The organism is Comamonas sp. (assembly GCF_009360615.1).
Classification (GTDB): domain Bacteria; phylum Pseudomonadota; class Gammaproteobacteria; order Burkholderiales; family Burkholderiaceae_C; genus Comamonas.
Genome location: NZ_SPEY01000089.1, coordinates 1 through 19,040, shown reverse-complemented (window position 1 = coordinate 19,040; position 19,040 = coordinate 1). Strand labels below are relative to the sequence as shown.

General features: G+C 61.6%; 17 protein-coding genes. 6 read left to right on the top strand and 11 right to left on the bottom strand.

Annotated features, from left to right (window positions below):
* Positions 1-155 precede the first annotated feature (155 nt).
* Entirely contained in the window at positions 156-1,100 is a 945-nt protein-coding gene (locus E2583_RS20705) for a GlxA family transcriptional regulator (RefSeq protein WP_291598202.1), read from the bottom strand.
* A 115-nt stretch (positions 1,101-1,215) separates the two neighbouring features.
* Between E2583_RS20705 and E2583_RS20700 the strand changes: the two genes are divergently transcribed.
* From E2583_RS20700 to E2583_RS20690, 3 genes are read left to right on the top strand one after another with little or no spacing between them, the layout of a single operon-like run.
* Positions 1,216-2,016, top strand: a complete 801-nt coding sequence (locus E2583_RS20700; RefSeq protein ID WP_291598200.1) for an SDR family oxidoreductase — start codon at positions 1,216-1,218, stop codon at positions 2,014-2,016.
* A 21-nt stretch (positions 2,017-2,037) separates the two neighbouring features.
* The gene (locus E2583_RS20695; protein ID WP_291598198.1) at positions 2,038-3,171 is read left to right on the top strand and encodes a thiolase family protein; all 1,134 of its coding nucleotides are present in this window, start codon (positions 2,038-2,040) and stop codon (positions 3,169-3,171) included.
* 40 nt (positions 3,172-3,211) lie between these two features.
* The gene (locus tag E2583_RS20690) at positions 3,212-3,628 is read left to right on the top strand and encodes a PaaI family thioesterase (protein ID WP_291598196.1); all 417 of its coding nucleotides are present in this window, start codon (positions 3,212-3,214) and stop codon (positions 3,626-3,628) included.
* A gap of 289 nt (positions 3,629-3,917) precedes the next feature.
* Here E2583_RS20690 and E2583_RS20685 read toward each other — a convergent pair whose 3' ends face one another.
* Entirely contained in the window at positions 3,918-4,145 is a 228-nt protein-coding gene (locus E2583_RS20685; protein ID WP_291598194.1) for a hypothetical protein, read from the bottom strand.
* Between the two features lie 402 nt (positions 4,146-4,547).
* On the opposite strand from E2583_RS20685, the gene E2583_RS20680 reads away from it, so the two are divergent.
* Together E2583_RS20680 and E2583_RS20675 are read left to right on the top strand one after the other, a co-directional pair.
* The gene (locus tag E2583_RS20680) at positions 4,548-4,697 is read left to right on the top strand and encodes a hypothetical protein (RefSeq protein ID WP_291598191.1); all 150 of its coding nucleotides are present in this window, start codon (positions 4,548-4,550) and stop codon (positions 4,695-4,697) included.
* A 1,297-nt stretch (positions 4,698-5,994) separates the two neighbouring features.
* A complete protein-coding gene (locus E2583_RS20675) occupies positions 5,995-7,197 on the top strand; it encodes a diguanylate cyclase (RefSeq protein ID WP_291598189.1) in 1,203 nt (400 codons plus the stop codon).
* A 183-nt stretch (positions 7,198-7,380) separates the two neighbouring features.
* Here the strand turns inward: E2583_RS20675 and E2583_RS20670 are convergent, their stop codons facing one another.
* From E2583_RS20670 to hemN, 5 genes are all read right to left on the bottom strand, one after another.
* Positions 7,381-8,643, bottom strand: a complete 1,263-nt coding sequence (locus E2583_RS20670; protein ID WP_291598187.1) for a helix-turn-helix transcriptional regulator — start codon at positions 8,641-8,643, stop codon at positions 7,381-7,383.
* A gap of 181 nt (positions 8,644-8,824) precedes the next feature.
* Entirely contained in the window at positions 8,825-11,308 is a 2,484-nt protein-coding gene (locus tag E2583_RS20665) for an EAL domain-containing protein (RefSeq protein ID WP_291598185.1), read from the bottom strand.
* A gap of 2 nt (positions 11,309-11,310) precedes the next feature.
* A complete protein-coding gene (locus E2583_RS20660; protein WP_291598183.1) occupies positions 11,311-12,555 on the bottom strand; it encodes an HD-GYP domain-containing protein in 1,245 nt (414 codons plus the stop codon).
* Positions 12,556-12,666: 111 nt separating this feature from the next.
* On the bottom strand, positions 12,667-13,380 hold the full coding sequence (locus E2583_RS20655; protein WP_291598181.1) for a sulfite exporter TauE/SafE family protein: 714 nt from the start codon (positions 13,378-13,380) through the stop codon (positions 12,667-12,669).
* 3 nt (positions 13,381-13,383) lie between these two features.
* Positions 13,384-14,766, bottom strand: a complete 1,383-nt coding sequence (gene hemN / locus E2583_RS20650) for an oxygen-independent coproporphyrinogen III oxidase (protein WP_291598180.1) — start codon at positions 14,764-14,766, stop codon at positions 13,384-13,386.
* Positions 14,767-15,035: 269 nt separating this feature from the next.
* On the opposite strand from hemN, the gene fnr reads away from it, so the two are divergent.
* Positions 15,036-15,758 carry a fumarate/nitrate reduction transcriptional regulator Fnr gene (gene fnr, locus E2583_RS20645; protein ID WP_291598179.1) on the top strand — a complete coding sequence of 241 codons (723 nt, stop codon included), beginning with the start codon at positions 15,036-15,038 and terminating at the stop codon, positions 15,756-15,758.
* 160 nt (positions 15,759-15,918) lie between these two features.
* On the opposite strand, the gene E2583_RS20640 is transcribed toward fnr, so the two are convergent.
* The 4 genes from E2583_RS20640 to E2583_RS20625 all read right to left on the bottom strand — a co-directional run.
* Positions 15,919-16,182 carry a hypothetical protein gene (locus tag E2583_RS20640; protein ID WP_291598177.1) on the bottom strand — a complete coding sequence of 88 codons (264 nt, stop codon included), beginning with the start codon at positions 16,180-16,182 and terminating at the stop codon, positions 15,919-15,921.
* A 391-nt stretch (positions 16,183-16,573) separates the two neighbouring features.
* The gene (locus E2583_RS20635; protein ID WP_291598175.1) at positions 16,574-16,879 is read right to left on the bottom strand and encodes a FixH family protein; all 306 of its coding nucleotides are present in this window, start codon (positions 16,877-16,879) and stop codon (positions 16,574-16,576) included.
* Between the two features lie 115 nt (positions 16,880-16,994).
* Positions 16,995-18,437, bottom strand: coding sequence for a cytochrome c oxidase accessory protein CcoG (gene ccoG / locus E2583_RS20630; RefSeq protein ID WP_291598173.1), 1,443 nt, complete (start codon positions 18,435-18,437; stop codon positions 16,995-16,997).
* 82 nt (positions 18,438-18,519) lie between these two features.
* The coding region (locus E2583_RS20625; protein WP_291598172.1) for a c-type cytochrome at positions 18,520-19,040 on the bottom strand (521 nt) is incomplete at its 5' end.

Below are 19,040 nucleotides of genomic sequence, written 5' to 3'. Positions count from 1 at the left end.
CCCTGGACATCCTCCCCCGGCTTCTTCGATGTGATCGGTTTCTCCACGGTCGGATATGAGGCACGTGAAATGGCACTCCGTGCCCGGCATCGGGTCAAGCAGCGGATGCTCATCGCCACCGCTTCGCGCAGCGACACGGAGCGGAAGGCGCGACTTCAGGGCTGCGCCCTGGCACCACGCCGGATGGCCTGTGGAGGCATGCCGAATCCGCGCAGAAAGGCCTCTCGCATACGGCGGCGGTCACGAAAGCCTGTCTCCTGCGCAACGACTTCCAGCGGGTGCCGGCTGCTTTCCAGCATCAGCCGCGCGGCTTCGAGCCTCAGGCCTTCAACCGCCTTGGCTGGGGACTGCCCCGTCTCGGCCGTGAACACGCGGCTGAACTGACGCGGGCTCAGGTTGGCGGCTTCCGCCAGGGCCTCCACACTCAAGGGCCGGGAAAGATTGCGCCGGGCGTGCTCCAGGGCCAGCTGGATACGGTCTGACCTGGGTGCCAGTCTGAGCATCTCCGAGTGCTGCGACTGTCCACCCGAACGGCGCTGGTGCATGACCAGACGGTGCGCCACCGAGCGTGCGACCTTTGCGCCCAGATCCTGCTCCACCAGCGCCAACGCCAGATCGATCTCTGCCGTCATGCCGGCGGAGGTCCAGATCGTTCCGTCCGCAATGTAGATGCGGTCGGATTCGATCCGGGCCTGTGGGTGGCGCTGCTGCAGAGCCTCGGCCCAATACCAGTGCGTGGTGGCACGGCGACCATCGAGCAGCCCTGCGTCGGCCAGCAGGAAGGCGCCCGTGCACAGGCCTGCCATGCGCCGCGCGGATACCGCCACCGTGCTCAGCAAACGGATCAGCTCGGGGGCCGCAGCAGGCTCCTGGGGCGTGAGGTTGCCCGCCACCAGCCAGGTATCTGCCTTGCTGTGCGCCGAGAGTGGCGTTGCCGGCAACACCAGCCCTGCAGAAGCGCGGGCCATGCCGCCCATCGCATAGGTCTCCACGGCATAGAAGGGCTGATCCAGCATCAGATTGGCGAGCTCGAACACGGCCTGTGTGGCCAGCGCCATGACTTGAAAGCCTTCAGGCAACAGGTAGGCAATGCGATGCATCGGGATTGTCCTTTGTGCGTCCTTTTTCATGACTATATACGTCATTTACGACATGTTCTGCATATCGCACCATTGAGGCCATGGACAACCGCCATCAACCTCAAGGAGCTTCAACATGGCACAACCCCATCCAGGTACCGCTCTCATCACGGGGGCATCTGCCGGCATCGGTGCAATATATGCAGAAAAACTCGCGCAGCGCGGCTATGACCTGATCCTGGTCGCACGCAATCACGAGCGGCTGAACGCCCTTGCGGGCAGCATCAGCACGCGCACCGGCCGATCTGTGAAAGCGATGCCTTCGGACCTGAACGATCGAGCCGGGCTGGCGCTGGTAGAGCAGCAGCTGCGCACAGACAGCGGCATCACCCTGCTGGTCAACAACGCCGGCATGGGCACCCATACGCCTTTGCTGCACAGCGACATTGACCAGATGAGCCGCATGATCGATCTCAATGTCATGGCACCTATGCGGCTCGCCTATGCGGCAGTCCCCGGATTCGTGGCGCGCGGCCGTGGGGCAATCATCAACATTGCCTCCATCGTCGCCATCTCCCCGGAAACGCTGAATGGCGTCTACGGCGCAAGCAAGGCTTTCGTTCTGGCCTTCAGTCAATCGCTGCAGCACGAGCTCGCCGACAAAGGGGTTCAGGTACAGGCCGTGCTGCCCGGCGCCACGGCAACGGACTTCTGGGCGGCAGGGGGTCTGCCGCTGGAGAAGCTGGATGCCCGCATCGTGATGAACCCGGAAGACCTGGTCGATGCCGCATTGCTGGGCTTTGCGCGGGGGGAGAAGGTCACCATCCCGTCGCTGCATGCCCAAGAGAAATGGGATGCCTATGAGACCGCGCGCCGCGCCATGGCAGGCCAGCTGTCCAGCAATACCGTTGCCAGGCGCTACGCCGCCGCACCCTGATTACCGCGAGGAGCCCTTGTCATGAAAGCCGTTATCGCTGCCTACGCACGCTCACCGTTCCACTTCGCCCGAAAGGGCCGCCTCGCCGGAGTGCGGCCCGATACGCTCGCAGCCCAGGTTGTGCAAGGCCTGCTGCAACGCACCGACCTCGACCCCTCTCTGGTGGAGGATGTGATTCTCGGCTGCGCCTACCCGGAGGCCGCCCAAGGCAACAATCTGGCACGCATTGTCGGCCTCCTGGCGGGTCTGCCCGAGACCGTGGGCGGCATGACGGTGAACCGTTTTTGCGGCTCATCGATGCAGGCGGTGCATATTGCCGCGGCACAGATCGAGGCTGGCATGGGCGACGCCTTTGTCTGCGTGGGTGTGGAGTCGATGACGATGGTGCCGCAGGGGGGCTTCAACTTCTCTCCGAATCCCGGATTGCAGGCAGGTACCGAGGCCTATATTTCGATGGGCGAAACCGCCGAGAACGTGGCGCAGCGATGGGCGGTGAGCCGGGCCGACCAGGAGCAGCTGGCACTGCAATCCCATCTGAAGGCCGCCGCCGCCCGCGATGAAGGCCGACTGGCCGATGAAATCATACCCATCCCACTGGCGGACGCGCAGGTGGTGGACAGCGATGGCTGCATACGCCCAGCCACCACGCCAGAGGCCCTGGCAGCTCTCAAGCCAGCCTTCCGGGGGGATGGCACGGTCACCGCCGGCACCTCCTCGCCGTTGACCGATGGCGCTGCGGCCGTGCTGGTCACCCGTGACGATTTTGCCCAGCGCCATGGTCTGCCAGCCCTGGCACGCATCCGCAGCTTCGCGGCCGTAGGCGTGGACCCGGCAATCATGGGCATAGGCCCCGTCCCGGCCACGCGCAAGGCGCTGAGCCGCGCGGGTCTGACCGTCGCCGACCTGGACGTGGTGGAGATCAACGAAGCCTTTTCCTCACAGGCGCTGGCCTGTATCCGTGACCTGGGCCTGGACATGGCCACGGTGAATATCGATGGAGGCGGCCTGGCCATCGGCCATCCGCTGGGCGCCACCGGGGCCCGCATCACCGGCAAGGCCGCCGCACTGCTGGCGCGACGGCAGGGCAGGTACGCCCTGGCCACCCAATGCATAGGCGGCGGTCAGGGCATTGCCACGGTGCTGGAGCGTCTGTGAAGACCTCGCCGCCTGAACCTCCAACCCGCTCAAGGACCGCATGATGCCAAGGACCACCGAAACCCTGGACAGCCTCTTTGAACGCCAGCACGGCACGCTGCCCGATACCTTTGGCGTGCGGCCGCTGAGCCTTTCCGAGGGCCGCATGAGCATGGAGCTGACCATTGCGCCCTGGATGATGGCCCCCAACGGATTCCTGCATGCCGCCTCGCAGGTCATGCTGGCCGACACCTGCGCCGGCTATGCCAGCCTGGCACATCTGCCCGAAGGGGCAAAGGGATTCACCACCCTGGAGTTGAAATCCAACTTTCTCCGTACCGCGAAACAAGGCATCTTGCGGGTCGAGTCCGTGGCAGAACATCTGGGAAGGACTGCACAGGTGTGGTCGGCCACCGTATTCGATGACGAGGGGCGCAAGCTGTCGCTGTTCCGCTGCTCGCAGATCGTTCTTTGGTAGCGGCATCCAGGCACGCCAGGGACGCCGCAGGCAGGGCCGCAAACGCAGCGACCGGAGCACCGCTTGCCCAGGGACCCCGTCCCGCTGTCATGCGAGGTCATGCGAGGAAGTCACCCTGACGCTGGCGGTCGGGATCGACCGCGACGCAGGATCAGGGCCGCAAGGCCGGCGCCCGCCACCGAAAAAGCGGCCGCTGCCGGGTCGGCACTCTTTGCTGACCCGGCAGCGGCGCGAAGCGAGCCACCGGGTCTGGCCCGGCCCGGGCCCACGACTCCTGAAGCCTTGGCTTCTAGTCACGGCGCCAGCCCAGACCTCCTGAAGTGTCATCCCCGCCGGACCATAGGCCCGTGCCGCCCGGCCCCTGATAAGCCCCACGCCCCCATTCATAGCGCATATCGCTGCTTCCCACGGACTGCTGGGCATGAGGGCCTGCATCGAGGCCGGAATCACGCCCCGGCATCGCAGAACAAGCTGCCAGCATGCTGGCAGCTGCCGTTGCCCAAAGTAGCGCTTTCATGGCAACTCCTTGAAAAATGAAGTCTTTCAGGCTATTGCGACTTCCCGTGCTGCTTGTAAGTTCTTGTTGAACGGCCGCTTTGCCTACCTAAGGCGTACACCGGCCTGGACATCGAGCGCTTGGCTTTCTGAAGCCCTGATGCCCTGGCGCAGGGGCGTTGGCCGGCTTCCTGGAGCGGCGCGGACCATGGCCGATACGAGGGAGACATCATTGCCGGCAAGGAGACTGCATTGCGCATGCCGACGCGCAAGAAATGTCCGACCAATGGCGGGACGGAAGGAGCAAGCAATGGCAGGCTGAAGGAGATGCCTGCGTTCCGGCTCCACCTTTCTGTCAAACAACTGACATCATCAGGCGTTAGAAAGAGACAAATCAGCGCCCTACCACTGTCAAGGAGTTTCCATGACCTACCTGTACGCCGCCTATCCGGAACCCAAAGCGACGACTCAAGAGATCATGGCGCCGATGCCTGATCCGCGCTCCCCGGAAGAGGTGCTGAGCCTGCTTTCGCAAAACCCGCCAGAAGGTGAATACAGCGTCGATGCCTTCTGAACCACCCTTGGAACTGCCACAGGCCATCTGATGGGCGGCTTTTATGCAGCGCGAGCTTTCCTGTCCGAGAGCTTGCGCCTTGACGCCCTGTCCGGGAACCGTACGGATGTCGCGCTGGCGCCCGCAAGGGGCAGGAAAAAGGAGCGACTACTTCGTGGAAGACACAGTTGCGCCGGGCGAGGAAGACACCATCACCAGCGCAATGCCTCCAAGAAGGCTGTGCCGGCCAGCGGCAGCCAGAGGGTCCCAGATTCCCTCAGCAATGAAACAGCACCGATGGCGGCAAGCAACGGGACACAGAGCTGCAGGGATGCCGCTGCTCACGCTTTCAGATGAGGCAGTGCCGCCTACCACGCGACGTAGCCCAAGCCCGGGATGAGCCTCCCGGAGCACAGCGCATATGCCAGTCCTTGCGCACTCGAAGGGGCTCGCTCCTGCACCATCACGGCCCGCAGCAATGCAAACAGCAAGGTCCGCAGACAGTTGCCTGCCGTCACGCCAACGGGATCAGTGCCGCCCTTTGCACGCAAGCGATACCAGCCCCAGGAGACTCCTGCAAAAATCATGAGTCAAGCCCCCCTGGGGCGCGCGGACAATCCGGGCCACAGCAGCACCCTCAAGCCGCCGAAGGCCAGGGTCAAACCCGTCCACTGCCGCGGCCCCGGCCTCTCGCCGCGACAGAGGCCACCGCCCGCCATGGGAGCCTGGACCGCGTGGAATGGCAGCAAAGCGCCAACTGCAGCCGACGGGTGCCGATCGGCGAAGGAAAACGCGGCGGCATCGGCGAACAGCCACCACACCGCCCCCAGGCGCCAACACCAAACGGGGAGGAGCGTCTCAGACGCACTACCAGCACAAGCATTGCTGCGCCGGATGCCAGGCAAACCGCAGTGAAGCTTGCGGCATCGATGGCACGGAGTTGCAGTGCCAGCCTACACCGTGGCGAATGGGCCGCAAAGGCCATCAATGCCGCACCGGTCGGCACAGCGGCATGAAGTGACGGCCGCCCTCCAACCAAGGGACTCACCCGGTTATTGGCCCACTCGGACCGCTCACGACCCAGCGGAATTTGGCGTCGGGGGCCTGCCGGAATCCGGTGCCCGTGCCTCTGCGAGCAGGCCGGTTGACAGCCATGCGTCACAGAAACCCTGCGGACACAGTGCGGCACTAGGCATAGCGATAACTTGTGAAGTCACGCGTCAGGATGTATGAATAGCGCCTGTCGCCTGCCGGTTTGCCCCTGCAGAACAGGCAATGGTGCTGCGTTTCGGTCTTTGATCGAGAAGGCTCTGGTCAGATGTTCGCGAACAACGACTTCCTCCTGGTTCTGACGCCATCATTGGCAATACTGGCTCTTGCAGCCATATTGATCGTTGCCTGGCTCACCCAAAGATCACAGCGCTTTCTGCTCTGGCAAGCTTGCGCCTATTCGCTGGCAGCCCTGCCTCTCGGGGTGCAAAGCCTGCTGCCCCTGGAGGAGCTCAATCACTATGCACTGCACATCGGCAGCTTCTACCTGCTGAGCGCCTGGTGCCTTGCCAAAAGCTGGTCGGAAAGGTGGCGGGTATCGACCCAGCCTTATGCGGTGTCACTGATCTCCATCGTCACCTTGGCTGCGCTCTATCAGTTCAGTCGGGTCGATCCAAACGTCTGGGCCCGGGTGAGCTCTTTCAGCATTGGTTCCGGTCTTGTTCTGCTGCTGCCCATCCTGCAGGTCCGCTCGAAAAAGAACTCGTTTGACTGGCTCGACAAGACGCTGCTCTGGCTGAGCATCATTTTCACCGCCTACACCTTCACTCGACCGGCGCTGATCTGGCTGCTCGGATACTCGGATCTGCGCTCCCTGCCAAGATCGCCCTACTGGATTCTGACGCTGGTGAGCATTCTCAACTTCTCGCTGCTTTTCACCGTGGTGATGACCGCCATCGCCGTGAAGGAAACCGTGGACAAGCTGCGCATGGAACGTGACTTTGATGCACTGACCCAGATACTGAATCGTCGCTCCTTTCAGGAACATGCCCAGAAGCGGCTGGATGATCCACGGCTCTATCCCATGGCCGTTCTGGCCTGTGATATCGATCACTTCAAACGCATCAACGATGCCTGGGGTCACGAACGCGGGGACAAGGTGCTGCAGCTCGTGTCTGCGACTTTGCAGAACAATGTGCGAGAGCAGGACCTGGTCGCCCGATTCGGCGGCGAAGAGTTCGTGATGCTGTTGACCGACATCGCGCTGAGCGATGCAAAGCAGATTGCCCAGCGCATACAGCGTGACCTCGGGTCCAGGAATGCGGTTCTTCCATCGGGCCCCAAACTGACCATGAGCTTCGGCATTTCTCCTATCACCCAGGCATCCCAGCTTGCGCAAGCATTGAAGGAAGCTGATCAACTCCTGTATCAAGCCAAAAACGCGGGACGCGATCGAGTACATGTATCGGGCGCTGTCTATCCGGATGATTCCGACGACGCACATGAGCAGAGAAACAGACCTGCCGCTTGACCCGGTGCCGCGCCCCGGCTGACGCAAGCAATGCACGCCTCTCCAGACATCCATGCAGCACCGGCCGCCGGTTCGCCTGCGGCAGCGGGGGCCGGATACCTGGACTTGCACTGGACATCTGTCTGCGAGAGACGCAAGCCGCGCGTCCCAAGCCACAAGGCGTTTCCGGGTGTACAGAAGGGTTCACTGATTGCCCAGCCAGGCCACGCTGTTGAGAAAGAGTCGCACCAGTTCTGTCTGGCGACGAACCCCGGTCTTGGAGAAGATGGAGCGAAGGTGGGCGCGCGCGGTATTGGGCTTGATGCCCAGCGTCTCCGCTGCCTCCTCCAGGGACATCCCGTTGCTCAGGTGCGTGGCCACTGCGGTTTCGGCGGGCGTCAGATGGAACAGCTGCTGCGTCAGCTTGACGGGCGGCTCTGCCTTGCCTGTCGTATCGCGCAGAAAAACTGCAACGCTGGGACGTTGCTTGCCCTCAGTCCACTCATCGGGAGAGATGCTTTGCACCACCACACCCCAGTTCATCTCACCGGACTGGCGGGTGATGGACATGCCCTCCGTCATGGAGACATGCCCCAACCTGGGCGAAAGCAGGGCATCGCGGATCAGACGCTGCAGCTTGCGATTGTCATTCGCATAGACGGCCTCGAGCGCTCCGTTGCTGACCCGTATTCCATCACCCAGGTTCAGAATGGATTTTGCCGCCGGGTTGGCTTCTATCATCTTCCCGGCCTGATCGAGAATGACCACCCCCATCATCAGCTGCGCGGTGGCACGCCCGTATAGAGATATGACCTGCCGGTCACGATGCAGATCCAGCTGCATGTTGAGGCCCCGCTTGAGGTGGGGCAACAGCATGCGTACCAAGTCGAGCTGCCGTGATTCGAATGCACCAGCGGACGCAGACCGCGTGATGCGCCAGCCATAGGAGCAACCGTTGTCAGTCATGACGTCAACCGCCAGAATGTGCTCTATGTCCACCCCCTTGCACCAGTCGGTGTAGTAGCGGCAGGCATGCCATTCCGACTCCGTCATCACATCGCGCAAAGTGAGCACCTTGTCCTTGGCAATGCCCAGGAACGGACTCCACTGTGCATAGGGGTCGTACGGAATCACCTCGGAGCGGCCGCCGGTTGCCGAGATGACCCAACCCACATTTTCGCCGTGGGGGTCTCGCACCACGAGCGAGGCGTAGTTGCCATTGGTGCACGAACGCAGCAGTTCCAGAAAAACCTTCCAGTTCTGCGGATCGATGGCTGACTCATACAGCGCTGCAATCAGCTGACTCACGGCTTCGGTGCTGATGACCGAGGCCTCATCCAGCGATCGCGCAGCATCCGGTTCGGCACGCCCCGGGACAGAAAAGCCGACAGGCATGCCATTGGCGACACCGAGAGCCGCCGAACGGCAGTTGTAGAAATCGAAAGGTGCGTATTCGCTGTTGGGCATTGGCTATCTCAAAAAAACCGGCCCATCAGCACTGCTCAGTTGCTCAACTCCGCAGGCATTGCTCTTTGTTGCAGGTGCCCAGCAGCCGGCCCAGGAAATTCCCTGATCCTGCCGGGTCCGCACGGCTCGCGCATCGTCAAATCAGACGATGGAACACCTCGCAAGGCTGCTTTCCCCTTGTCTATTGAAGTCCTGCAACCTGGATGCCGCTGCCATCTTCGTCCGGCAAGTAAGGACGCGTGCCGGATGCCAGCTCGGCGGCCCCCTGCTCCAGACGCTTCCTGAACTGCTCCGCAGGCAGGGCGGGCGAGCACAGATAGCCCTGGAAGTAGTCGCCCTGCAACTGCTCGATGGCCTGGCACTGCTCCTGCGTTTCCACACCCTCGGCCACCAGCTCCACTCCCAGGGCCTGCCCCATGCTGATGATGGCCCCCACGATGGCCTTGTCTCCCGCGTCGTGAGGCAGGCCGCGCACAAAGCTCTGGTCGATCTTGATCTTGGAGATCGGCAGTTTTTTCAAATAGGCCAGGCTCGAATAGCCGGTACCGAAGTCATCAATGACCAGGCCCACGCCCAGCTCTGCAATCTGGTGCACGCGCAAGGCCATTTCCTGGGCCTCCTGCAGCAGGATGCTCTCGGTCAGCTCCAGCTCCAGCCACAGGGCCGGCAAGCCGCTGGCTTCCAGCACGCGTTTGAGGCGATCCACAAAGTCCGGCTGCCTGAACTCGAGAGCCGAGACATTGACCGACACCTTCACGGGCTTGCCCATGGCCAGCCAGCGCGCTGCCTCCTGCACCGACTGCTCCAGCACCCAGGCATCCAGCGCAACCACATAGCCGGACTCTTCGGCCAACGGAATGAAGGCGGCCGGAGAGATCACACCCAGCTCAGGGTCCGTCCAGCGCAGCAAAGCCTCCGCCGCCACAATGCGCCCCGAACGGATATGGACCTGAGGCTGGAAGTGCACGGCCATATGCCCCTTGTCCAGAGCCTGCCGCATGGCATGCTCCAGTTTCATGCGCGAGAGCAGGCCCGCACTCATCTGAGGCTGGTAGAAGCTGAAATTGCCGCGCCCGCGTTCCTTGACGCGGTACATGGCGATATCGGCCTGACGGATCAGCTCGTCAAGCGTCAACCCATCTGCAGGAAACTGCGCCGCACCGATGCTGCATTGCACGGAAAACCCCAGGCCGTCGAGCATGAAGGGCTGACGCATCTCTTCCAGGATGCGCGCTGCCACCGCCGAAGCACCCTCTCCGGTGCAGTCATGCAGGTAGAGCACAAACTCGTCCCCTCCCTGCCGACACAGCACGTCTGCAGGGCGCAGCAATCCACTGAGGCGCTGCGCAACCAGCTTGAGCACACGATCGCCAAAGTCATGCCCCAGGGAGTCGTTGATGATCTTGAAACGGTCCAGATCGAGAAACAGGATGCTGAAGGGCTGTTGCGTGAAGCGCGCGGCGGTGATGGCGGCCTGCACATGTCGACTCAAGCTCAGGCGGTTGGGCAGTCCCGTCAGTGCATCGCTATAGGCAAGCTGCTCGATCTGCTTTTGCGCACTGCGCTGCAAGGTCATGTCGCGCATGAAGCCAATGCTCTGCACCAGACGACCATAGCCGTCGCGCAATGCCACCCAGGACAGCCAGACTGCACAGCGCTGACCGTCGCTCTGCTTGAGCCAGAGATTGCCTTCCCAGAAGCTGCCCACATCCCAGCGTGCCGCCGCCAGCTCCAGCAGATCGGAAACAGGTCCTCCTTCGGACTCGAACAGAGCCCAGGCGGCAAGACCCAGCACCGGCCTGCCATGCAGCAGCTGCCCACCCGCCGGATTGATCTGAACAATGACTCCTGCGGCGTCAGCAATGAAGATGCCGTCCAGACTGGACTCAAACACGCGTGCCGCCAGACGCAGCTCCGTCGCCGAACTGGATTCCACCGTGATATCCCGGTAGGAATAGATACGCCCTATTGCCACGCCACGGCTGAGCTGGGGCACGGAGCGACGCTCCAGCACCCGCCCGCTCAGCAGTTGCAGCACCTCCGAGGTCTCGGGTGCCGACAGATCCTGCGCCTCCTGCAACAACGTGAACTGACTCTCGCTGCTGATGGTCTGCGCCGCGAGATGGGCAAAGATGGCCTCGTCGTCGCGTTGCACGAGCAGGGATTCGGGCAGTTGCCAAAGCTCTGCGAAACGGTGGTTGAAGGCGCGGATGCCGCCGCGCAGATCACAGACCAGCATGCCATCTGCGGTGGACTCCAGCGTCGCGCGCAGTTCCGCAAGCAGCATGTCCAGCTCGCTCTCGTGCCGCAGCTGCTCGCTGCGATCGAGCATGGTGAGCATCAGCCAACGCGGATTCTGGGCAATGGTGCCAACCCCCATCTCCACGGCCGTCAACGCCCCATCTGCCCTGCAGATCTCCGTGAGAAATTTCGCGCCACCCACCCAGTTGGACGCATCCTGCCAAAACGCTTTCTGCACCAGGGAAGCGCACAGCACATCGACATACTGCTCCTGTGCCTGCTTCGGGCTGTAGCCCGTGAGCTGCATGCTGGCTGCATTGGCATGAAGCACGCGCAGGGTCTGCGCATCCAGCAGCCAGACTGCCTCCTGCAGGCCATCAAGCATGGAGGCAAGCAGAGGGTCAATCAGAAAACTCTGCGGCATATTCACGCGAGATCTTTCTCGACAGCAGGCGCTGCAGAACTATCAAAAAAATAGCAAAGACGCCTTTGTGGCTGCAAAGCTTCAAGCGCGCCACGCGATAGCTGATTACGCGTCAAACCGCGGCGGATACCCAGGCCCACATATTCAAGCAGATCGACAAACCGCAACTTGTGCGCAGCCTTCATGTCATAGGTCAGCACCTGCGGCTTGAGAGACTGGCTGGTATTGACGGACACCACAACGCCCATGCGACCGTCGCTGAGCTCCACCAAGGAGCCCGGCGGATAGACCCCCAGGGTCTGCACGAATGCCTTGAGCACATCGGGGGCATAACGCTGTCGATATTGCCCGTACAGTGCGGCCATGGCTTCATGGGGCGTCATTTCGTTGCCTTGCAGCGGCAGATTGCACAAACGCTCGAAATTGTTGGCCAGCGCCAGTATCTGTCCCGCAATATCCATATCGGTCGCGAGCAGGCCCAGGGGAAAACCCGATCCGTCGGCCCATTCATGGTGCTGGGCGATGGCCGTCGTGACCGAAGGAGGATAGCCCATGGACAGGGCCAATGCCACCGACTCTCCGACATGTCGTGCATAGGCGGTCTCTCGCAGCGGCATGCGATCGGAGCCTTGATTCAGCGCATTGGCCGATGCGGAGATCTCCAGTCCCGGCTTGCCGATGTCGTGCAGCAAGGCGGCCGTGCCAAGATCCTGCAGCACATCGCTGCGCAAGCCCAGCGTCTTGCCCAGCAAAAGGCTCAGCACGGAAACGTTCACACCATGGACGCCGAGTGTGGCTCCCCCCGTATCCGCCAGCAGGTGCAGGCTCAGATCACGGGCCTGCGCCAGCTTGACGACCTGCTGCGCAACCAGCATGTCCGTCGTCGCGCGGGCCCGCTCGGGGTTGCCTGGCAACAAGGCCTGAACATCATCAAAAACGGAAACCGCGCCCAGAAACCGGGACTGCACACCCAAAATGCTGTCGCGCCAGGCATGGGCATCGTTGTCGGGACTGCTGGCTGCAGGACGGGGCGGCTCAACGGCAGGCCTCACGGCCTCTTCCAGATCGCTTCTGGAGAGATCGACCTGAACGGCCTTGAGCTTCAGGGTCCTGAGGGTCTGCAACTGCTCGTCATTGGCAATCTTGAAGCTGCTAACGGGAAACGGATGGCGCAACCAGCCCGTCTCCAGGTGGACATACATGCCTATACGCAGTTGTCCGATATCAATAGCAACGAAACGATTCACTTTGAGCGCTACACACAAGATGAGACATTATTCCGCAGTTCCATGACTGCCCGACCATGACTAGGGTCTGTTGGGATGCAAACGGCACCAACATTCCCCCTCCTGTGTGACTTATCGGCACCAAAGGCTGGGTTTGTAGACCAGATCCATCCACAAAGCCCAACTCGCAACACCGATCAGCATCAACCCTGCAATCCTGGTGCCCCAGCGTGCGCGCCATGCATTGACATGCGACTGCCCCAGCTGCCACAACCAGGGGCCCGCCAGCAACCACAATGCTCCGCCCACGGCAAAGGCTGCCATGGACAAGGCACCTTGCCAGACGCCGCCACTCAGCGCCGCCACCAGTACTGCCGAATACAGCAAACCGCAAGGCATCAGGGCCCAGGCCAAGCCTGCAGCCAGGCTACCTCCCGGCGCAACGACCCAGGGCTGAACCCTGGTCCAGACAGAGCGCCCCGCCTGCTCCAGCCAGGCCGGTTGCCGCGCCTGCACCACCATGGCCAGACCCCAGGCCATGACCGCCACATGCATCAGCGTCCACAACCTCTGCAAGGCCGTGGTCTGGCTGGTCAGCCAGGCCAGACTCTCCATGGCCACCGCCGCCACCCCTCCCAGCAGGGCATAACCGGCAACGCGTCCCAGGTGAAACAGACTGGCACGCAGCCATTGGCGGCTGCGCAGCCCGTGCATGGCGATGACCTGCCCGCCGCCGGCAGGCCTTGCGGCCGTGACAACACTGCAAGGTGCAGCGCACATCGCAAGACAATGGGGCCCACCCACGAGCCCCATGATCAAAGCAGTCCAGACCAGCGAAAACAACATGCGCTAGATGATGCGCGAAAAGCGCGCCCGGTTTCGGTCGGCCTGCAAATATCGATCAAACAGCATGGCTACTCCGCGCACAAAAAACCAGCCCAGACCCGTGACCTTGAAGCCCTCGTCAGACAACTGCACCAGGCCATTGCGCTGCATCTCCTCCAGCGCGGTCAGCTCCTTGGCAAAGTACTCTCGGAAATTGATCAGCCAGGCCTGCTCCATCGGTTCATACAGGACAGAGCCCTGGCACATGACCGCCATGATGATGGCTCGCCGCACCAGATCGTCACGCGAGAGCGCCAATCCACGCTGCACGGGCAGCATGCCGCCATCGATGGCGTCGTAGTACTCCTCCAGTGTCTTGACGTTCTGGCTGTAAGTGGCCCCCACCTTGCCGATGGCCGAGACGCCCAGCGCAATCAGGTCGCAATCGGGCTGGGTGCTGTAGCCCTGGAAATTGCGATGCAGGCGGCCCTGGCGCTTGGCGATGGCCAGAGAGTCGTCAGGAAGCGCAAAGTGGTCCATGCCTACATAGACATAGCCACCTTTCATGAAGGCGTCGATGGCGTCGGAGAGCATGTTCAGCTTCTGCTTGCCCACGGGCAGGTCAGCCGATGCAATACGTCTTTGCGGCTTGAAACGCTCGGGCAGGTGCGCATAGGCGTATAGCGCGATGCGGTCAGGACGCAGCTGATTGACCTGCGCCAACGTGCGCGCAAAAGACTCGGGCGTCTGCTTGGGCAGACCGTAGATCAGATCCACATTGATGGACACAAAGCCCAGGCGGCGCGCCTCGGCCACCAGCTCGAAGACCTGCTCGGACGGCTGCTCGCGGTGCACCGACTTCTGCACCACAGGGTCGAAATCCTGAACTCCAAAACTCAGGCGATTGAAGCCCATCTCCCTGAGAGCCTTCAGCCTCGCGTTGCTGACGGTGCGCGGATCGACCTCGATGGAGTACTCGCCGGCAGGATCAAGCTTGAAATGCTCACGCATCAGGGCCATCAACTGCTGCAGTTCAGCATCGCTGAAGAAGGTCGGCGTCCCCCCCCCCAAATGCAACTGGCTGACCCACTGGCCTTTGCCGCAATGCTCGGTATGCATGGACAGTTCGCGGCTCAGATAATCCAGATACTCGGCAGCCTTTTCATGATGCTTGGTCACGATCTTGTTGCAGGCGCAGTAATAGCAAAGCGACTCGCAAAAAGGAATATGCACATAAACCGACAAGGGCAAAGCACGTGATCCCGAATGCGTCTTGCGCTGTTTCAATGCCAAGATATAGTCGTCTGCACCAAAAGCCTCAACAAAACGGTCGGCTGTTGGGAAGGATGTGTAGCGTGGGCCGGGGATATCAAAACGGCTCAGCAACTCGGGCGTGACTACGGTCATAACTGAAAGTTAGGGTGCGCCCACACTCCACATTAAGCAGATTCCAAAGGAAATCGAATCCTGGAAATCATGCCCATAATGGGCAGAAGCACATGTTTTTGAATCAATGCAAACAATGTGCACCAAGGCAATCATGCTGTCCTTGATGAATATCAAGAGAGCGCGAGGCAAGTGCTGCGACAATTTGATCCAACTCATCCCTAACCACGAGGTCAATGACCGGCGCGACTATCCATTGAAAGTCTGTCTGTGCCGCTGCTGAAAAGCCCATGAATCTTCAGACCATCAAAGCATCCTGCTCCAACTGCAATCTGCGTGAACTGTGCATGCCCATGGGCCTGGACGATGAACAAATGGAGCGCATTGACGAGATTGTGGCGACTCGCCGCAAGGTCAAACGGGGCGGGCTGCTGTTTCGCAACGGCGAGGAGTTCACCTCGCTCTATGCCATTCGCACCGGCTTCTTCAAGACCAGCGTGGCCACCGAGGACGGTCGCGACCAGGTCACCGGCTTTCAGATGGCGGGCGAGATCATCGGCCTGGATGGCATCGTCAACGACCACCACACCTGCGATGCCGTGGCGCTGGAAGATGCCGAAGTCTGCGTCATGCCTTTCGACAAGCTCGAACAGCTCTCGCGGGAAGTCACAGCCCTGCAGAATCATGTACACAAGGTCATGAGCCGCGAAATCGTGCGTGAGCACGGCGTGATGCTGCTGCTGGGCAGCATGCGCGCGGAAGAGCGTCTGGCGGCCTTTGTGCTGAATCTGGTGCAGCGCCTTTCGGCACGCGGCTTTTCGAAGTCCGAGCTGGTATTGCGCATGACCCGTGAAGAAATCGGCAGCTATCTGGGCCTCAAGCTGGAGACCGTGAGTCGCACCTTCTCCAAGTTCGCCGAAGAAGGCATCCTCGAAGTCCGACAGCGCCATCTGCGCATTCTGGATACGGAAGCACTCAAGCGCATCGTCAACAGCCAGCAATGTCAAAACTGAGTACGACAGGCTGACTTCAGGACAAGGCCTGCGGAAAGCGGGCTTTTCATGGCGACACGCCCGCCAGGGATTTGGTCTTCGAGACGGTCGGTACCGCAAGCGACGGGCCAGGAACCGGGACTGAGACCCGTCCCGACGCTGCGGACTCTTGCAGCGCGCGCTATTCGGCCAGAGGCTCCGTGCCTGCGCCCTGGTTCAGATCGCTGGCAGAACGCCCCAGCATGACGGTCATCATCCCGCTGATCACGGAGACCGCCCAGAAGACAAAAAAGGCCACGGTGTAGACGGCATTGCGCGACCCGTCCAGAGACGTCCCCAGCCAGCGCATGTCCAACGGGTCCACAAAGGCAAATACCACCATCTCCATGATTGCCGCGGCCAAAAAAGCCGGCCAGACAATCCACATCCAGCGTCGAGCATCCATCGCGATTCTCCTTGGCCAGTGGGTATCAACCTATTTTGCCCAATTGCCATGACTTTCCCCGCATACCAAGGGCATGCACTCAGATGGGAAACCCTGGATCGCGCCATGTCAAAGCATGCGGCAATGTCCATGGTTTGCTCCGAGTCCAAGGACATGCGAAATCGTCCTGAATGGCTTGCCATCCGTTCTTGTCCCTGAAGCCCTCCGATCATGGAGCGGATTCTGCGCGCTGACGCGGCCGGCAAAGCAGGGGGACTGCGACACCCACCGGCGATGCAGGCTCCTGCGACGGAGCGCTCGATCAGGGTTCGTGCGACGTCACGACCATCGTGCTCCGGATAGGGCTGCAAAAAAGGCCGCAGAAGCGGCCTTGAGACTGCGGTGAACGCGATCAGCGATCCAGCGGGTGGTCCTTGGCCGGCGTTGCGGCGTGGTTGCGCCCCGTCACTGCCGGGGCCAGGCTTTTCTCGCGCTCCGTGAGACGCTGGTTGATTTCAATACCGTGGCGATAGTAGTCGGGGTCGATCACGGGATCCGGCTTGCTCATGGCGATATAGGCGGTCACGATGCCCGCGACCACCACCACGGCGGGGCCCGCAATGATGAGCCAGACATGGGCAAACTTCCACCAGGGCTTGCCGTCCTCGGGGTGGATGATCTTGGCCTTGTGCGCGACATTGGCTTGTGTTGCCGACATGGTGAAACCTCTTTTCAGAAATCTGGCTGCCCAATTGCAAATCTGCAATCGGGCAGCATCAATTGTTGCTGATTCGCGATGCCCTTGCGTGGCTGTCGCGATGCATGCCGCAGGCCTAGCGCGGCACCAGGAACACGGACTTTTCGGAGATGCGCCCGGCCCCAGCCGTCAGCGCATCCACATTGAAATGCACGGGGTGCGAGCCGGAATCGGCCGAGCCATAGGGGATCTGCAAGCGCACCGCAATGCCGCGCGTCTCGGCCGGACCGACCGAGACTTCCTGCTCGGATACGACCTCCAGCTGATCCAGCCCCGTGGCGCTGATGCGATAGCGCTGCTCTGACTCGGTTGCATTCATGATCTGCAGGCGATAGACGTTTTCGAGCTTGCCGCCCGCCACGAGACGCGCCAGCGCGGCACGGTCGCGGATCACGTCAACCTTGAGCGGCTCGCGCAGTACCAGGCTGGCGATCATGGCTGCGCTCAGCGCCAGCAGCACGGCCGAATAGATCAGCACGCGCGGGCGGAAGATGCGCCGTATCACCTGCGCCTGCTTCCAGAGCCTGGCCACGGCGTTCTGCGTGGTCAGGCGGATCAGGCCGCGCGGGTACTCCATCTTGTCCATCACGGAGTTGCAGGCATCGATGCACAGACCGCAGCCAATGCACTCGTACTGCAACCCCTTGCGGATGTCGATGCCCACGGGGCAGACCTGAACACAAAGCTTGCAGTCTATGCAGTCACCCAGACCCTGCGCCTTGTAGTCCACGTCTTTTCTGCGCGGGCCGCGTGCTTCACCGCGCTGCACGTCGTAGCTGACGATCATGGTGTCCTTGTCGAACATGGCGCTCTGGAAGCGTGCATAGGGGCACATGTACTTGCAGACCTGCTCGCGCATATAGCCAGCATTGCCGTATGTGGCAAAGCCGTAGAACAGCACCCAGAAAATCTGCCAGCTGCCCTGGAAGGCCATCAGCTCCACACCCAGTTCACGGATGGGCACGAAGTAGCCGACAAAGGTGAATCCGGTCCACAGGGACAGAACAATCCAGAGGAACTGCTTGAGCGACTTCTTCCAGAGCTTCTCGAAGGTCCAGCCATGCTTGTCGATGCGCATGCGGGCGCTGCGGTCTCCCTCCACCTTGCTCTCGATCCACATGAAGATCTCGGTATAGACCGTCTGCGGACAGGAAAAGCCGCACCACAGACGCCCGGCCACCGCGGTAAACAGAAACAGCCCCAGCGCGCTGATGATGAGCAGCCCCGTGAGATAGATGAAGTCCTGCGGGTAGAGCACCAGCCCGAACAGATAGAAGCGTCGCGCCCCGAGGTCGAACAGCACCATCTGGCGCTCGCCCCACTGCAGCCAGGGCAGGCCGTAGAACACAATCTGGGTCAGGAACACCATGATCCAGCGCCAGCGCGAGAAGACGCCGCTGATGGCGCGCGAGTACACCTTCTGTTCGGAGGCGAACATGGGCATATATTCCTGGCCGCCGTCCACGGGCTCAGCCGTGATCGGAATGACTTTGCGAGGTTTGTCCGGATCGCAGGGCATCGCAGTTCCTTAATATTTTTGTAATTACTGAAAACTCAAACGAGAAAAAGGCGGTGCCTTGGCACCGCCTTCATCACCCGTCTTACTTCTGGGCGCTTGCGTTGGACAGCCCCCAGACATAGGAGGCCAGCACCGCGATCTGCGCTTCGGTCAGCTTGTCCTTCTGGGCAGGCATCTCGTTCATCTTGCCATGGTTGACCATGTCGACAATGACGGACTCGCCCCAGCCATGCAGCCAGATGTCATCGGTCAGGTTGGGGGCGCCAAGCGCCTGGTTGCCCTTGCCGTCCATGCCGTGGCAAGCCGCGCAGGCCACGAACTTGGACTTGCCCTGCGAAGCCTTGACGGCATCGTGAGGGCTGCCCGACAGGCTCAGCACATAGTGAGCCACATTGCGCACATCTTCCGCCGAGCCCACGGCAGCTGCCATGGGAGGCATCACGCCGATGCGGCCGTTGGTGATGGTTTCCTTGATCTTGTCGGGCGTGCCGCCATGCAGCCAGTCACCGTCGCTCAGATTGGGGAAGCTCTTGCTGCCGCGTGCATCGGAGCCGTGGCATTGCGCGCAGTTGTTCATGAACAGACGCTCGCCGATGGCCATGG

Coding starts and splice junctions, on each gene's coding strand:
- E2583_RS20655 (WP_291598181.1), bottom strand. CDS start 13,380: ATGTTGTTTTCGCTGGTCTGGACTGCTTTGATCATGGGGCTCGTGGGT.
- E2583_RS20705 (WP_291598202.1), bottom strand. CDS start 1,100: ATGCATCGCATTGCCTACCTGTTGCCTGAAGGCTTTCAAGTCATGGCG.
- hemN (WP_291598180.1), bottom strand. CDS start 14,766: ATGACCGTAGTCACGCCCGAGTTGCTGAGCCGTTTTGATATCCCCGGC.
- ccoG (WP_291598173.1), bottom strand. CDS start 18,437: ATGCCCTGCGATCCGGACAAACCTCGCAAAGTCATTCCGATCACGGCT.
- E2583_RS20640 (WP_291598177.1), bottom strand. CDS start 16,182: ATGGATGCTCGACGCTGGATGTGGATTGTCTGGCCGGCTTTTTTGGCC.
- E2583_RS20665 (WP_291598185.1), bottom strand. CDS start 11,308: ATGCCGCAGAGTTTTCTGATTGACCCTCTGCTTGCCTCCATGCTTGAT.
- E2583_RS20675 (WP_291598189.1), top strand. CDS start 5,995: ATGTTCGCGAACAACGACTTCCTCCTGGTTCTGACGCCATCATTGGCA.
- E2583_RS20690 (WP_291598196.1), top strand. CDS start 3,212: ATGATGCCAAGGACCACCGAAACCCTGGACAGCCTCTTTGAACGCCAG.
- E2583_RS20685 (WP_291598194.1), bottom strand. CDS start 4,145: ATGAAAGCGCTACTTTGGGCAACGGCAGCTGCCAGCATGCTGGCAGCT.
- E2583_RS20700 (WP_291598200.1), top strand. CDS start 1,216: ATGGCACAACCCCATCCAGGTACCGCTCTCATCACGGGGGCATCTGCC.
- fnr (WP_291598179.1), top strand. CDS start 15,036: ATGAATCTTCAGACCATCAAAGCATCCTGCTCCAACTGCAATCTGCGT.
- E2583_RS20680 (WP_291598191.1), top strand. CDS start 4,548: ATGACCTACCTGTACGCCGCCTATCCGGAACCCAAAGCGACGACTCAA.
- E2583_RS20695 (WP_291598198.1), top strand. CDS start 2,038: ATGAAAGCCGTTATCGCTGCCTACGCACGCTCACCGTTCCACTTCGCC.
- E2583_RS20670 (WP_291598187.1), bottom strand. CDS start 8,643: ATGCCCAACAGCGAATACGCACCTTTCGATTTCTACAACTGCCGTTCG.
- E2583_RS20635 (WP_291598175.1), bottom strand. CDS start 16,879: ATGTCGGCAACACAAGCCAATGTCGCGCACAAGGCCAAGATCATCCAC.